The sequence below is a fragment of the ANME-2 cluster archaeon genome (genome assembly GCA_019429385.1).
Taxonomy (GTDB): domain Archaea; phylum Halobacteriota; class Methanosarcinia; order Methanosarcinales; family Methanocomedenaceae; genus Methanocomedens_B.
This window is the reverse complement of sequence record JAHYIS010000013.1, coordinates 23,844-39,164: the sequence shown is the minus strand read 5'-3', so window position 1 is coordinate 39,164 and position 15,321 is coordinate 23,844. Positions and strand designations below refer to the sequence as shown.

General features: G+C 47.4%; 14 protein-coding genes. 10 read left to right on the top strand and 4 right to left on the bottom strand.

The window, feature by feature from the left end; translation table 11 throughout:
- Positions 1–168 precede the first annotated feature (168 nt).
- Positions 169–828, top strand: a complete 660-nt coding sequence (locus K0A89_06235; GenBank protein MBW6518082.1) for a PHP domain-containing protein — start codon at positions 169–171, stop codon at positions 826–828.
- A gap of 55 nt (positions 829–883) precedes the next feature.
- On the opposite strand, the gene K0A89_06230 is transcribed toward K0A89_06235, so the two are convergent.
- From K0A89_06230 to K0A89_06220, 3 genes are all read right to left on the bottom strand, one after another.
- Positions 884–1,819 carry a cytochrome c3 family protein gene (locus K0A89_06230; protein ID MBW6518081.1) on the bottom strand — a complete coding sequence of 312 codons (936 nt, stop codon included), beginning with the start codon at positions 1,817–1,819 and terminating at the stop codon, positions 884–886.
- A gap of 136 nt (positions 1,820–1,955) precedes the next feature.
- Positions 1,956–2,756, bottom strand: coding sequence for a cytochrome b/b6 domain-containing protein (locus K0A89_06225; protein ID MBW6518080.1), 801 nt, complete (start codon positions 2,754–2,756; stop codon positions 1,956–1,958).
- A 204-nt stretch (positions 2,757–2,960) separates the two neighbouring features.
- Complete coding sequence (locus tag K0A89_06220; GenBank protein MBW6518079.1) at positions 2,961–3,497, bottom strand: MogA/MoaB family molybdenum cofactor biosynthesis protein; 537 nt, start codon at positions 3,495–3,497, stop codon at positions 2,961–2,963.
- Positions 3,498–3,540: 43 nt separating this feature from the next.
- On the opposite strand from K0A89_06220, the gene K0A89_06215 reads away from it, so the two are divergent.
- Positions 3,541–4,587, top strand: a complete 1,047-nt coding sequence (locus K0A89_06215; protein ID MBW6518078.1) for a DUF1786 domain-containing protein — start codon at positions 3,541–3,543, stop codon at positions 4,585–4,587.
- 61 nt (positions 4,588–4,648) lie between these two features.
- Here K0A89_06215 and endA read toward each other — a convergent pair whose 3' ends face one another.
- The gene (gene endA / locus K0A89_06210) at positions 4,649–5,722 is read right to left on the bottom strand and encodes a tRNA-intron lyase (protein MBW6518077.1); all 1,074 of its coding nucleotides are present in this window, start codon (positions 5,720–5,722) and stop codon (positions 4,649–4,651) included.
- A gap of 140 nt (positions 5,723–5,862) precedes the next feature.
- Here endA and K0A89_06205 point away from each other — a divergent pair, with 140 nt between their 5' ends.
- The 8 genes from K0A89_06205 to smc all read left to right on the top strand — a co-directional run bounded on the left by K0A89_06205 (position 5,863) and on the right by smc (position 15,305).
- A complete protein-coding gene (locus tag K0A89_06205) occupies positions 5,863–6,039 on the top strand; it encodes a 4Fe-4S binding protein (protein ID MBW6518076.1) in 177 nt (58 codons plus the stop codon).
- A 47-nt stretch (positions 6,040–6,086) separates the two neighbouring features.
- Positions 6,087–6,257, top strand: a complete 171-nt coding sequence (locus K0A89_06200; GenBank protein MBW6518075.1) for a 4Fe-4S binding protein — start codon at positions 6,087–6,089, stop codon at positions 6,255–6,257.
- 33 nt (positions 6,258–6,290) lie between these two features.
- Complete coding sequence (gene asd / locus K0A89_06195; protein MBW6518074.1) at positions 6,291–7,322, top strand: aspartate-semialdehyde dehydrogenase; 1,032 nt, start codon at positions 6,291–6,293, stop codon at positions 7,320–7,322.
- Positions 7,323–7,465: 143 nt separating this feature from the next.
- Positions 7,466–8,053 carry a hypothetical protein gene (locus K0A89_06190; GenBank protein MBW6518073.1) on the top strand — a complete coding sequence of 196 codons (588 nt, stop codon included), beginning with the start codon at positions 7,466–7,468 and terminating at the stop codon, positions 8,051–8,053.
- Between the two features lie 253 nt (positions 8,054–8,306).
- Positions 8,307–9,458, top strand: coding sequence for a Fic family protein (locus K0A89_06185; GenBank protein ID MBW6518072.1), 1,152 nt, complete (start codon positions 8,307–8,309; stop codon positions 9,456–9,458).
- 220 nt (positions 9,459–9,678) lie between these two features.
- Entirely contained in the window at positions 9,679–10,986 is a 1,308-nt protein-coding gene (gene aspS, locus K0A89_06180; protein MBW6518071.1) for an aspartate--tRNA(Asn) ligase, read from the top strand.
- Between the two features lie 106 nt (positions 10,987–11,092).
- On the top strand, positions 11,093–11,668 hold the full coding sequence (locus K0A89_06175) for a hypothetical protein (GenBank protein MBW6518070.1): 576 nt from the start codon (positions 11,093–11,095) through the stop codon (positions 11,666–11,668).
- Positions 11,669–11,783: 115 nt separating this feature from the next.
- Positions 11,784–15,305: a chromosome segregation protein SMC gene (smc, locus tag K0A89_06170; protein MBW6518069.1), complete on the top strand. Its 3,522-nt coding sequence runs from the start codon at positions 11,784–11,786 to the stop codon at positions 15,303–15,305.
- The last annotated feature ends 16 nt before the right edge of the window (positions 15,306–15,321 follow it).

The window sequence follows — 15,321 nt, the reverse complement described above, 5'->3', positions numbered from 1 at the left end:
TCCTCCAAATAGCATAAAGTGTATTATGTTGCCCGTAGATGAGATTTGATTCGTAATTGTTTAATTATTATTTATGACTTCTGATGGGTTAGGGAACATGAGGGGTTGAATGACCAAAAAGGTAATGTTCGAAATCTTTTTTAACACTTCCAGCATAACAGAGTTCCAATGCGGATCGATCTCCATGTCCATTCCTGTCATTCCAGGGACAGCGCCTCACCTGTTGCCTCTATCTTGAGGCAGGCGAGCAGTATCGGCCTGGGCGGTATTGCACTATGCGACCATGATACTATAGGGGGCTCCATGGAAGCACAGCGTCTCGTTGAGGAACATGGCATGGACCTGGTCGTGGTTCCCGGAGTAGAAGTGACGACCACCCGGGGTCACTTGCTGGTTCTGGGCAACTGTGGAAAGTTCCAGAAAAATATGGACCCGCTGGATATAATCAGGCTTGCCCATGCCCAGGACTGCCTGGTCGTAGCCCCTCATCCTTTCAAAGGGTACCCGAAAAGCCTGGGTGATGTTTCTGGCCTGGATGTGGATGCCATTGAGACCCTGAACTCCCGGTTCATACTGGGCAGGTTCAATAAACTGGCTGTACGGATGGCAGAAGAACTTGAGCTGCCCATGCTGGGCAACAGTGATGCGCATTTTGTTGAAATGGTTGGCAGGGCATATACTGAAATAGACTCAGAACCGTCAGTCGATGCAATTTTCAAAGCGGTACAATCAGGAAAGACCACTGTTCAAGGGACCAGGACACCACTTCTTGTCCAATTCAGGCAGACATGTAATGGAGCCAGAAGAAGGGTACAGGACCTGATATAAATAATACAAAAAAAAGAATGGAAGATAGCAGGACTATCTTCCTTTTATGGGATATTTAATCCCTGTTTCTATTTACGATATATAATACGCTGAGCGCTGTCAATGCCGTTACGATCCCAAAACCCGGAACTCCGGAACTTCCACCATCAGTTGCTTCTGTGGGTTTGGATGGGGTAGGTGTGGATGTACCTGCCGGCTTACCAGCTCCATCATCAGTACTCATCATCGGATGACAGACTGCACATCTCAATTTTGAATTAGTTGGTGTTTTAAGACCTATGGATTTAAATTCGTGCAGTTTATCCACTTTGTGGCATTGGGTGCATACCGGTATGTATATTTTACCTGTATCCTGGTTCAGGTGACATTTGTTACAGTCTACCTGGGGTATATGGAGAAAATGTGGAATCTCACTGGAAGATTCTACTTCGGTGGAACCCGGCCTGTGGCATCGGTAGCATGAACTCGGATTCGAGGAATCACCATGAAGGGCTGCAACATCTGTCGAAACATGGCAGTTCTGACATATGACGGTCATACCTTCTCCTTTAACAGGTGCAACAATATCTGGTGCTGTCCCATGACACTTCTTACAGGATTCAGCAGGTCCGCCATGAACAACGAGCAGGTCCTTATGACAATGGGAACACAGGGTATCTGATATCATTTCCAGATGCAGGTTCTCAAGCCCTGAATGGCAGAATGAACAATCCTCAGTCTGTACTTTTTTTATGTGGACATTATGGATGGTTCCTGAATGGCATTTGGTACACGCGGGCCGACGGTCGGTCAATGTTGCACCGTGACATTGCTGGCATGTGGCTGGCGTGTTTGCATGTATCACGTGTGGGTCGGGATTGTGGCAGGTTGCCCTGCAATCAACGTCCTCAGCCATTTTACTTACTGTTTCATACTGTGGTTCTTCTGCCTGGACCACGGCGATTAGTGAAAAAGCTACTATCAATAGTAGCAAAACATTACTCAGTTTCAAGTGAAATCCTCCTCATTATTAATATGTTCGGTACGTTTTCAATTTTTTTAATTCTCTGTTACCTTTTGTTATTATTAGTTTTCTATTTAATCACATCATAATTGTGCGCAGGTGCTTGTTTTAACGGATCATACGTTCATTTGAACACAACCAGCGGCTTTTTCTTATGTTCAGCGTGGGTACCCTCGACAATTTCTGTGTACTCGTCCATCGTTTCATTTCCGGTTATGAACAGGGCTTTTAAATATTTATTCATCCTTGGATCGACTCCTAAAAATCCAAGGTGGATTATAAGTTCAATTACGAACCAGTATGTGGCCCACAAGTGTATTGACCTTATCAACTCGATACCGTTCATACCGATCAATATTGCCACACTACCCATAATATCCCCAACGAACCAGGCCATGAAATTATTCCATGCTGAAATGTTATAATCCACAACTCCGAATTTCAGGTCAACCATTATGATACCTGATATTCCAATAAATACAATGGCGATCCCTTCAAATATCACCATGAGCTTATAGGCTGGATGGAGTTTGTTTTCGTAATGTCCGGTTGTTTTGTTGTATATGGTATATTTTGGATATTCTCCCCGTTTTATTAAGCTCACAATGGCCTGCTTGAGCCTGACTGCATCTTTCGGGCTGAAAATGTATTGCAGCACGTGGCCGCTTGTAATCAGGTTGAAGGGTATCAGTGTCCAGTTGACCAGCAAGAACAGAATGCCGGCAATGACATGGATCAAACGCAGGCTTTGATACGACATCAAAGTCCATGCCTGCAGGGTGCAGACATTGAACTGCAAAGCCAGGTAAAGCCCGGTAATGATCAATAACACACATGTTATCATGTGGGTCTGGTGTGCCACCCTGTCCCTGATGGTGTATCGTTTTCCTACAATATCATTTTCAGTGTTTGGATATCCCTGCATACGTATCACTCCATTTTCCAGGATATAGTTCCACGTCACTATTCCAAATATTAATTACACTCCATTTAAATGAAGATTATATTATAAGATAAAGTTTTCGATTAAGTCCCGGTCGTAGTCCCATTTGTATACAATTCCAGTAGTATGCAGTCCAAGTTTTGAATAATCTCATACTACCGGCAAACCACATTGCCCTGGTGCCTGTCAAATATGCTTTACAATATGGGCAGCTTCGGGAATTATCAATTCATTTAATGCAAGTTCAACCGCTGCCGGTGAGCCGGGCAGGCAAAAGACTGCACATCTGTCCACTATCCCTGCGGATGCCCTGGAAAGTATGGCAGCAGTGCCTACATCCTCCAGGCTTTTCATCCTGAACAGTTCACCAAAACCGGGAATTGTCTTGCAAAAAAGCGGTTCCACTGCTTCCAGTGTTACATCTTCAGGTGCAAGGCCGGTGCCGCCACTGATGACTATTATATGAATGCCTGAGCGCACAAGTTCCCGTACCTTCCCCGCGATCAAGGCTTCATTGTCAGGCAACAGCGAATATGTCACAACTTCAAAACCCGCACCTGAAATAAGGTCCATCATGACCGTTCCCGATATGTCATCGGCTTGCCGGGGTGCGGCTACACTGCCGTAGGTTTTGTACCTGGATGTGCTCACCGTGATGATCGCGAAATTCACTATTGTCGGAGCGTTCTGTTTGTGCAGCGCAGGCGTATCATTCCCTGACATGAAGAGGTTTATGTGCTATGGATTATATGAATTAATCTATTCTATGCAGATAATGGCTATTGATGTGGGAATGGGTACGCAGGACATACTGCTCTATGACGATACACAGCACATGGAGAACAATATCAAGATGGTGCTGCCATCACAGACACAGATAATTGCCCGGCGAATAGGCCGCGCGACCGGTGGAGGACGCGATGTTTTCCTTACAGGTACTACGATGGGTGGCGGTCCTTCAGGGAAGGCTGTGCGCGAACATATCAGGGCAGGATTGAAGGTCTATGCCGAGGAGCGTACGGCGTTGACCCTGCATGATAACCTCGGGAAAGTGGCCCACATGGGTGTGATACTGGTGGGTACGGGGGACACAGTTCCGGAAGGAATAGAGCGTATTGATATGCGTGATGTGGATGCAGGCGCCATTGGCACAGCGCTGGAACTGTTCGAGAGTCACCTGCCCCGGGACTTTGCAGTGGCAGTACAGGACCACGGCAAGGCTCCTGATATGAGCAACCGGTTGTTCCGTTTCAGGCATTTCAGGGAGGTGCTGGAGCAGGGCGGTGAACTGGAGCGGTTCGCATATTTGAACCGGGTACCACCACACCTTTCCAGGATGCAGGCTGTGATGGATACCCTGAAACAGCAAGGGAACAATGTACTGCTCATGGATACAGGCCCTGCTGCCATTTGCGGGGTACTGTATGGAAATCAGGACGGTCCGGTGGCAGTGGTGAATATCGGCAACGGTCATACCCTGGCTGCTGTAGTGGACAGGAAGAGAATGCTGGCACTGTTCGAACATCATACCAGGTCAGTGGATGCACCAAAACTGGATGACCTTATCAGGCGGTTATGTGATGGTGAACTGGGTCTTGAAGAGGTATTCAATGACGGTGGGCATGGCTGCTTTATCAGGGAAGCGGTGGGTTTTGGCAACATCAGGTCTGTGATAGTTACCGGGCCGAACCGGAATATCATGGCAGGTTCAGGACTGGATGTGGAGTTTGCGGCTCCGCACGGGGATATGATGCTTACGGGCTGTTTCGGGCTGGTCGAGATGTTCAGGATGAAGATGGGCCTGGGTCAGTAACGGAAATCAGGGGAAATGGGACGAGGAATAAGAAGGGCATGAATAGTAAAGGTAACAGTTCCTACATCTTCATTCTGCCAAGTTCCAGAAATACGATATTGTCGCCAGATTGCCAGGCAAAGACCATCTGCTTTCTTACGCTGTTTGCCAGTCTCACTGCCCTGGACAATTGGGGAAGGTTGAACACATGGTCGCCATCCAGGGCATGGACCAGGAATTCCGAATGTTTCATTCCCACGCTCGCGTCCACCTTTTTGTAAACCCGGAAGTGGTTGCCGAACTTGTACCCGGTCTTGACCACCATTCCCGCATCCCGCATGGTCCGGTACACTGCCAGTTTTATCGGGAAACCCGCTTCCACGATTGTGGAGGTATCTGAAAATTCAGCCAGGGTCAGGACGTGCTCACCCAGGCTATCCTTGATTTCGATAATGTTCTTTTCCTGGAGGTATGCTGCTTCTACCAGTGAAAGCTGGAGCCTTGTTTCGTCAAGGGGTTTACCAAAGAGATGGTGTTTGTGCAGCAGGTCCGAGGAATGACTGTCCCACACAATCACCCTGTCTTCCAGCAGGGTGGCCCTGATGGCAGCATCGGAGCGGGCTGTCCCCATATCTCCTTTCATGCTGCGAAGACTTGCTCCGTAGTAGGTGATATCGCTCTCTTCGTCCACCACTGCCATTACCAGTTCCTTGCGCACGTTGGCTGCGGTTTGTACCTGGTGCACCAGGTCCATTAACGACACGGGCTGGCGCTCTGATAGTACATGGATGAAATATTTTGAAGGGGTCTTTCCTGGTTTACCCCCTCTGGGATATACCCTGAAATCGGTGACGCCGGGTTTTATGAAATAGCCCCTCTCCCGCAGGTCTTTATAAACGATGTATTTCACTTCAAAGTTGCCTTCCCTGCGGCTTGATTCGCACATCAGGCCCTCGAAGTCAAGGTCTTTGTCTTCATGGATGACAGTAACCCGGTTCTTATAGGTAAGGTATGCAGCCTCGATAAGCGTTAGTTCCAGGTAATTGTCCATTGGCCGCCCGTAGAAGCTGGTGTCATAAAGGATTTCCCTGGTACTGGCATCAAGTGTTACGCCCTGCCCGTCGAGTGTGCCCTTTAGTGTGGGGTTCTGGTTCATTCACTTCACGTATGTGCAGTACAGTTAAATAGCCTTTCTGAGCGGGGCGTGGTCATCAATCGTAAGGTATTTATTTTACTTCTTCATTTGGTAATTTCAGACCGGGTCATAGAGACCGGAAATGAAAGGAGAGAAATCATATGGCAGCAAAAGTAGATGCAAATGAATGCACTGGATGTGGAACCTGCGTGGATGAATGCCCGACCGAAGCCATTTCATTAAATAGTGACAACATCGCAGAAGTCAATGCTGATGAGTGTACTGAATGCGGAATGTGCGTGGATGCGTGTCCTGTAGAAGCAATTTCACTGGATTAAGCACGATAATTTGAATATATTTTTAATTATTACAAGGAGAAAAAAACATGGTTGCAAAAGTAGATGCTGACGAGTGTGTAGGTTGTGGAACCTGTGTTGATGAATGTCCCCAGGAAGCGATCTCGATGAATGATGATGATATAGCCGTTATAAGTGATGAATGCACGGAATGCGGATTGTGCGTTAATGCCTGTCCTATCGGTGCAATCTCCCTGTAATAGGTAATATTTTTTTTTTATTTTGGTTTGGTCATGGCAAAAATTATCAAAGTAGGCGTTCTTGGCGCAACCGGTGCAGTAGGACAGCGGTTTGTTGAAGCATTAACAGACCACCCCTGGTTTGAGATAACTGCCCTTGCAGCGTCCGGGCGTTCGGCCGGGAAGAAATATCGTGATGCTGCAAACTGGAGGCTTGAATCACCTATGCCTGAAGCGGCAGCTGATATTGAAGTTGTGCCTGTTGATGTGGGTGCGGTTGATGCGGACCTTGTGTTTTCTGCCCTGCCTTCGGACTATGCAAGGACAGTGGAAGAGGATTTTGCCAGGGCAGGTTGTGTGGTTGCCAGCAATGCGGGTGCTTTTCGCAAGGAACCTGACATACCATTGATGATACCTGAGGTCAACCCGGAACACCTGGGGCTGATCGATGTACAGCGCGACAACCGCGGCTGGGATGGCTGTATCGTGACCAATCCGAACTGTACGACCATTATGTTCACTGTTACCCTGAAACCCCTCATGCAGTTCGGGCTAGAGAATCTGACGGTCGCGTCAATGCAGGCCATATCAGGCGCCGGATATGAAGGCATTCATGGCATGAGCATTCTGGAGAACGTGGTGCCATATATCGGCGGCGAGGAAGAGAAGGTGGAGAGCGAACCCCTGAAACTCCTGGGCGAGTTCGATGGCAGCAGGGTGGTCCCTGCCGAGTTCAATATCAGTGCATCGTGCAACCGTGTGCCTGTTATGGACGGGCACCTGGAGGCACTCTGGGTCGGGATGCGGGACGACCCCACACCCGGACAGGTGCGACAGGCATTCCTGGACTTTGACCCCGGTCTTTCTGAGCTGCCCACCGAGCCCGAGCATCCTATTATTGTGAGGGATGAGCCTGACCGCCCTCAGCCCAGGCTGGACAGGAATGCGGGCAAGGGTATGAGCGTGTCTGTGGGCCGGATACGCGAAGGTATTCGCTACATGGTGATGGGGCACAATACTATCAGGGGCGCAGCAGGGGCCAGTGTGCTGAATGCTGAACTGATGTATAAGAAAGGGTATCTCTGAGTTCTTGTTTTTGGGTTTGGGGAGTGCCTGGGATTATTTCACTCAAATAAGATAGAGAAGAGTAAAAAGTAATTTTCAATATTAGATTTTCCAGAGTTTCTGATTTATCATACGATTTTCTATAAAATTATGGCGGTTCAAAAATGAGAAAAAAATTGATCGCGTGTGCATTTTTCATTCTCATAATTCTTTTTGGAATAGGATGTGTTGATCCAGAGTATGTTGATTCAGAAAATGCTAATTCAGAAAATGTTAATTCAGACTATATTCAACCAACATATTACTCTTTGGAAATGCAAAAGTTGAAGGATTTTCTAAAAGAAGATATCACGGACGAACTTAGTTATTCTCCTGATATCCATCGAGGTGCAGATTATCTTGTTTGTACAGGTTTTTCAAGAGGTCTCGCTAAAAATGCAAGGGAGTATGGCATACTTATGGGGGCAATATCACTTCGTGATACCATGAAAGTTGGAGAGGGTACACGATACTATCATGCAATGAATTATTGTATAATTGATGGAAAATTTATTCTCATTGAACCTCAAACAGATGAGGTCTTTACGTTAGAATCTTTAAAAGATTCTGATTATTCTGTATATAAATACATTTCAATTTATCAGGATGCTCAAATGATGACCAATTTTGGCAGGGGAAGAGAGACAATTGATATAGATATCTATGGAGGTTATGATGAAAATGAAATTATCAAGAAATTCCCGCCAAAATAAACAAAAATCCCATAAATCAAAAACAAAGCAGATAATATAATCCAACCGTACTTAGAAAGTCGCACTCCGTTTTAAGCAAACCATCCTTAACTTAACCATCAACCATCCAATCGAAGGAAAGCCAGGTTATCTATCCCACAAAAATCCCCATCTCAATCAACCTATCTTTACTTAGAAAGATATATCTCATTTTAAGTTAACTTTCATTAACTTATAACTCGTATAGTACAGATAAGGAAAGGAAAGGTATCGTATGGACAACAGAGCCGGAATATATGAAATGCTTCCCGCAGGCTATCGAGCCTTCATCCCAAAAAGCCTGCCGCCTGACCCTCCCTTAGAATATGATGACGAGCTTCATTCGCTGCTGTCAAAGGCGGACCGGAACCTTGCACGTCTGGACGGTATAACCACGGTATTGCCAAATCCTGACCTCTTCATTGCCATGTATGTGAAAAAAGAGGCCCTTTTGAGCTCACAGATAGAAGGAACCCAGGCATCCCTGGAAGGAGTCCTGGAATTTGAAGCCGACCTTTTGCCAAAAGACGATATACAGGATATCAAGGAAGTAGTGAATTACGTTAAAGCGCTGAATTACGGTATAAAGAAACTTGACGATCATCCCGTATCCCTGGACCTTATAAAAGATATCCATAAAATACTGCTTGAGGGTGCCAGAGGTGCTAACCTCGACCCCGGTGAGTTTCGGGCCTTCCAGAACTATATCGGCACACCAGGGGCTTCGGTACATGACGCACGATTTGTCCCGCCGCCTCCGGATATGGTCCAGCATGCAATGGAAGAACTTGAACGGTTCTTCCACATGAAAGATAACATCCCGCCCCTCGTCAAGATCGCATTGATACATGCCCAGTTCGAGACGATCCACCCGTTCCTGGATGGTAACGGAAGGATAGGAAGACTCCTTATCTCGTTCTACCTTGTCTGGAGAGAGATACTGTCAAAACCCCTGCTGTACCTGAGCTTCTACCTGAAGAACAACAGGAATGAATATTACGACCTGCTGATGAACGTGCGCACAGAAGGGGCATGGGAAGACTGGATAAAGTTCTTTTTGAAAGGTGTCAGCGAAACATCACAGGAGGCTGCAAATACTGCAAGGGAGATCATCAAATTAAAGGAAGACCTGATATTGAAACTGTATGAAAATTCCATATCAAGTATTTATGCTGTGAAAATGCTGGACTTCCTGTTCGACAGGCCACTCGTCAGCAGTAGTGATATCGTTGAGACCTTGAACATCTCCACAGTATCGGTAAATGAACTGGTGAAGAAATTTGAAAAACTCGGCATTTTACGGGAAATAACAGGAAAGAAGAGATATAAAAAGTATTTTTTTGCCAACTATGTAGATATTATCAGCCGGGGCACACAGAATATTTGAGATAGATGATCGATAATGTCGTTTAATTATAATGTATTACAATGAATGCCCTCGTTTACTCATCTCTCATGGAGACCGTAGTTTAATTATATAATAAATACATCAAAGGACAAGAAAATATTCCCTTCGGCCGGATTAACTTGAGTACAAAAAGTTATACTTTATGTACTACAACAAAACCAATAATCAAGATCTTGATCAATTTTCAAAAGGTATCCACATGGAATTCAGACGAACACACTACACATCACAGGTAACCCGGGAAATGGACGGCCAGACCGTAAAACTTGCAGGCTGGGTCCACGAGATACGCGACCTGGGCGGCATCATGTTCCTTATACTAAGGGACCGCGAAGGTATGGCACAGCTGACCATGTTCAAAAAGACCATCAATCCCCAGGTACTTGAAATGGCCAAGTCCCTGAGCCGCGAATCAGTCATTCTCGTGGAAGGTTCGGTCAAACTGGAAGCCAAAGCCCCCGGAGGCTATGAACTGGTCCCCTCACGCATCAACCTGCTAAATCCTGCCCAATCCCCCCTGCCCATGGACACCACAGGCAAAGTGAACGCCGAACTCGATACCAGGCTGGACAACCGTTTCATGGACGTGCGCCGCCCTCACGTCAATGCAGTCTTCCGGATACGCCACCAGACACTCTCTGCAGTCAGGAATTTCCTGGAGCAGCAAGGCTTCCTTGAGATCAACACGCCAAAAGTGGTAGCTACTGCCACAGAAGGCGGCACAGCACTCTTCCCGATAACCTATTTCGATTCCGAAGCATTCCTGAACCAGAGTCCCCAGCTGTTCAAGCAGATAATGATGAGCGGCGGCATGGACCGGGTATTCGAGATAGGACCCATATTCAGGGCAGAGGAACACGACACCACGCGTCACCTGAACGAGGCCACCAGTATCGATATCGAGGCAAGTTTCCTTGACCACGAGGATGTAATGCAGTTACTTGAGAACCTCATTGTCCATGTCTATGAAAGCGTGGCCGTCAAGTGTGCAACCAGTCTGAATATACTTGGCAAGGAACTGGTGATCCCGAAGGCACCATTCAGGCGTCTGACCTATGATGAGGCAATTGATATCAACAACGAGCACTCAAAGGAACTGCTGGAATGGGGCGACGACCTGAGCACCAGTGCCGAGAAGGTCATCGGCTCGGTCATGGGCGAGCATTACTTTATCAAGGACTGGCCCACCGCGATAAAACCCTACTACACCCTGCCTTATGAGGATAATCCCAAACTCACCAAGGCTTTTGATATGATGCATCCCCGCATGGAACTCTCATCAGGTGCCCAGCGTATACACGACCACGACATGCTGCGCCAGCGCATACAGGACCAGGGCCTGAATCCTGACGGGTTTGATTTCTACCTGAAAGCTTTCAAATACGGCATCCCGCCACATTCTGGTTGGGGACTTGGAGCGGATCGGCTGGTCATGACCATGCTGGATGTGGATAATATCAGGGATGTTGTACTGTTCCCGAGAGACCGCAAGCGTGTATCACCTTAATGCCGTTTTAGAAGAACGACCGGATCCTGTGAAGCTATTACCACAAATTATTTTAGTAACATGACTCACATAGTAAATTTAATATGAAGTTAAAAGAGGGGATTTTGTGATAAATGAGAACAGGGATATTCTGATTGAACGTCTTGAGCAGAAGTTAGTGGCCAGGGAACGGGAGATCAGTGAACTGAACGATTCACTCAAGGAATCCATTATAAGTGAACTGAGGGAAGGTATGAAAGATGACCTTGACTTTGATAAGAGGATCTCTGCAATTGAAACAAAGGTCCGGGACATAGGACTGTCCTTTGATGGCGTAATGAAAGAACTGCTTGACCAGAAAACCATTATCCAGGACCTGAAGAAAAAGTACCTGAAGAATGATGTTGAAAACCAGGCCCAGACAGGTGACCTGGCAGAAAAAACAAATACCTTGTCAAACTGGTATGAAAAAACGCGGAAAAGTGACAAGAAAGCTGTACAGGAAGAAGTTGCGGTGCCGAAATCCCAGTACATCATAGCAGAGAGCGAGGACACCCGTGTTCCGAAAAAAGAAACACAAGACGAAAAAAAGAAAAAGGACATTATCATAGCGGGAAATACTCCCTCAAGGTCATCCCGCAAGGACGATCTCGTTGTCGAGGCAAGAGACGATGAAGATGTCGTAATCGAATACAGGAAATAGTAGAGTTGTAACAAAGAATAGCTTACTGACGCTTATGGTTACGTGAGTACATAAAGTCATACTAATATACTGCGAAAAACATCCTAAAATGCATACGTGCATCACGAGGTATCAGGTGCATATAAAAGAAATAGAATTCCAGAATTTCAAGTCTTTTGGAAGGAAAGTAAAGATTCCTTTCTATGATGGTTTTACTACCATCTCTGGACCTAATGGTAGCGGCAAATCCAATATTGTGGATGGCATACTCTTCTGTCTCGGTCTTTCCAGTTCAAGGATAATGCGTGCTGAAAAACTTACTGACCTCATCTATAACGGGGAAGGAAAGAAAAAACCTGATTTTGCCCAGGTCACGATACGTTTCGATAACTCAGACCGCGTAATGCCTGTGGATACTGATGAAGTTGTTATCGCACGGAAAATCCGGCAGACCAATTCAGGATATTACAGTTATTACTATTTTAATGAAAAAGCGGCAACTCTCACCGAAATCCATAACATCCTTGCCAAGGCCAGGATAACTCCCGAAGGGTATAATGTGGTGATGCAGGGTGATGTTGCCAATATCACCCAGATGACAGCCAACGAGCGGCGCAAGATCATTGATGAGATAGCAGGTGTCTCAGAGTTCGATAACAAGAAAGAACGCGCCATGAGTGAACTGGATATTGTCAAGGAGCGTATCGAACGCGTGGATATCATACTGGCAGAGGTTGATGCCCAGCTGGATAAACTGCAGCGTGAGCGGGACCAGGCATTGAAGTACCAGAGTCTGCAGGAAGAGAAACTACGGTTCGAAGGCTACATGCTGCTCTCCAAATTCAAGGATGCGCAAAATGAATTTGATAAAATAGTCCAGGAGATAAGTTCACGACTTGGGAGTGAGATCGAACTGGAAGCGCTGTTCAAGGAAAAACAGGCTAAGATGGCCGATTTGGAATCTGCGCTAAAGGACCTCAATAAGCAGATAACCAGCATGGGCGAGGACGAGCAATTAGCAATAAAGCGGCAGATAGAGGAGATAAAAGGTAAAATCGCCCTCAGCCAGAATACCATTACCCTTACCGAATCAGAGATATCTGATATGGACACCCAGCGCAGGAAGGGGCTCATCGATATTGACGGTATCAAGGGGAAAATGTCCGAACTCTCATCGAAGATCGAGGAAGAGAACAATCGCAAGCTTGGTATTGCCAGCGAGATAGAGGACCAGCGTACCCAGTTGCTGATATTGCGCAGTAAGATAGCAGAAGTGGATTCCCGTTTTGTCCAGACCAGGGATGAACTGTCACAGGTGAAAAATGACCTTGAAGAGGCCCGCAACCGCAAGAATGAAATGATGCGCCAGGAGGACCGCCTGCTGGATGCCATGCGGCGGCGCAGTGCTGAGCTCAAGGATATCGAGGAAGATATCGAAGATTCCAAACGCAAGATCAAGTCTGCCGACGATGACCGGGAGGATGTCGAGCAGGAGATAGAAGCCCTGAACAAGCAGATGGCCGAACTCTCGGGTGATATGGATGACCTTGAATCCAACCGCGCGCAGCTCAGGAGCGTACAAAAGGACCTGGATGATACCCTGAGGGGACTGCAGCAGGAGTACATGACCGCTGAAGCCAGGATACGGGCCGCAAAGGAAGTCTCAGGATACAGCAATGCAGTGGAGAAGATACTCAAGGCCAAGGATATGAGGGAGCTGCCCGGTATCTACGGTACCATCGCCCAGCTGGGTAAGGTTGACCAGGAATATGCAATTGCACTGGAAGTAGCTGCGGGCGGTCGTATGCAGAGCATTGTGGTGGATACAGATGAGGATGCATCCCGCGCCATATCGTTCCTCAAGCGCCAGCAGGGCGGCAGGGCTACATTCCTGCCGTTGAACAAGATGTCAGGTGCTTCAGGTTTTCGTGATGTATCTAAAATGTCGGGCGTAATAGGTTATGCCATTGACCTGGTAGATTATGATGCAAAGTTCGAATCCGCGTTCAACTATGTGTTCAGGGACACCATTGTGGTGGAAGACCTGGAGACTGCAAGGCGGTTGATGGGCGGGCTTCGCATGGTGACCCTGGAAGGAGAGGTCGTCGAGAAAAGCGGTGCGATGACCGGAGGTAGTCGTGGCCGTAGCGGCGTGTCCTTTGCAGCAACTGAGGAGGATAAGATCACTAAACTGGCCGAGCAGATAACTGAATACGAATCACGGCGCAGTGCTGCCATTAACAAACTGGACAGTGTAGAGGGGCATATCGCTTCGGTCCAGACAGAGATGAGGGAACTGGAAACCGGGATCGCCAAAAAGCAGATGGCCATAGAAGAGATAAACAGCCGCGGTGAGAGACTCACTGCCCTTATCACCGAGAAGGAAGCAGAGCGGGCTGAGATCGAGGCCGGCCGTGCACAACTGCGTGGTGAGATGGAAGGTATCGAGGATAGCAAGCAGACAGTTGAGCAGGAGATCGCAAAACTTGCAGATAAGGCCGGAGAGCTGGAAGAGCAGTTAAAGGGTTCAAAAGTACCTGAACTCAACGAACAGGCACAGCGGATAGAGGACGAGATACGCAGGCTGGAGAACCGTACCAGGGATATTGAGGGTAACATCAACAACCTGGAAACCGAATCCAAATTCGCGACCGATAAAACTGAAGAGATCAAAGTGCGGCTTGCTGAACTGGATGGCAGGAAAGAGGAACTGCGTAAAAAGATCACCGAGTTGCGCATTACGATAGATGAACTTGATACATCCCTCGATGACAAGATACAACGCGAGCAGGAACTGGACGGTGAACTTGCAGAGATGCGAAAACGCCGTGAAGACCTGCAAATGGAATTCAGTGCATGGCAGAAGCAGTTGGAGGAGGTCAAGGTCAGGCTGGAGAATTCCCGGCGCCAGATGATGGCGTTACATGCCACGCGTGACACTCTTGCTGAACAGATTAAGGAGTTCAGGTCTGAACTGGATGAACGAGGCGTGGAACTGACCGATGAGGTGCCCACACTGGAGGAAGTGCAGACCCGCATAGGGTCCATTGTCCGGGCCATGACCAAACTGGAGCCTGTGAATATGCGTGCCATTGACGAATATGATGAGGTTGAACGGCGCAGCAAGGATCTGAAAGAGCGCAGGGATACCCTGAACCATGAACTTGAGGAAATACTGGAACGAATCCACAAGTACGAGCAGATGAAAAAACAGGCGTTCATGGAATGTTTTAACGGTATTAACGAGCATTTCAAGGTTATATTCCCTGAACTTTCGGACGGACCAGGGGAACTGATACTGGAGAATGAAGAAGACCCCTTCGCAGGCGGTCTGACTATGAAGGTCCAGCCAAAGGACAAGACCCTGCAGCGCATGGAGTCCCGCTCGGGCGGGGAGAAGAGTCTGATATCAATGACCCTGCTGTTTTCAATCCAGCAGTACCGTCCTGCACCGTTCTACGCGTTCGATGAGGTGGATATGAACCTTGATGGCGCCAATGCGGAAAAGATGGCAAAACGGATCAAGGAGTCATCCAAAACAGCACAGTTCATTGTTGTGAGCCTGCGAAAGCCAATGGTCCAGGCTGCTGAGCGGACCATCGGGGTCACCATGCAGGACAATGATATTACCAGTATTACCGGTGTCAAACTGAATTAAAAAAAAGCGCTGATAA

Bases quoted from the DNA above. Each gene is read 5' to 3' on its own strand.
- K0A89_06235 (MBW6518082.1), top strand. From the start codon at position 169: ATGCGGATCGATCTCCATGTCCATTCCTGTCATTCCAGGGACAGCGCC.
- K0A89_06215 (MBW6518078.1), top strand. From the start codon at position 3,541: ATGCAGATAATGGCTATTGATGTGGGAATGGGTACGCAGGACATACTG.
- K0A89_06205 (MBW6518076.1), top strand. From the start codon at position 5,863: ATGGCAGCAAAAGTAGATGCAAATGAATGCACTGGATGTGGAACCTGC.
- K0A89_06220 (MBW6518079.1), bottom strand. From the start codon at position 3,497: ATGTCAGGGAATGATACGCCTGCGCTGCACAAACAGAACGCTCCGACA.
- endA (MBW6518077.1), bottom strand. From the start codon at position 5,722: ATGAACCAGAACCCCACACTAAAGGGCACACTCGACGGGCAGGGCGTA.
- aspS (MBW6518071.1), top strand. From the start codon at position 9,679: ATGGAATTCAGACGAACACACTACACATCACAGGTAACCCGGGAAATG.
- asd (MBW6518074.1), top strand. From the start codon at position 6,291: ATGGCAAAAATTATCAAAGTAGGCGTTCTTGGCGCAACCGGTGCAGTA.
- K0A89_06225 (MBW6518080.1), bottom strand. From the start codon at position 2,756: ATGCAGGGATATCCAAACACTGAAAATGATATTGTAGGAAAACGATAC.
- K0A89_06190 (MBW6518073.1), top strand. From the start codon at position 7,466: ATGAGAAAAAAATTGATCGCGTGTGCATTTTTCATTCTCATAATTCTT.
- K0A89_06185 (MBW6518072.1), top strand. From the start codon at position 8,307: ATGGACAACAGAGCCGGAATATATGAAATGCTTCCCGCAGGCTATCGA.
- K0A89_06200 (MBW6518075.1), top strand. From the start codon at position 6,087: ATGGTTGCAAAAGTAGATGCTGACGAGTGTGTAGGTTGTGGAACCTGT.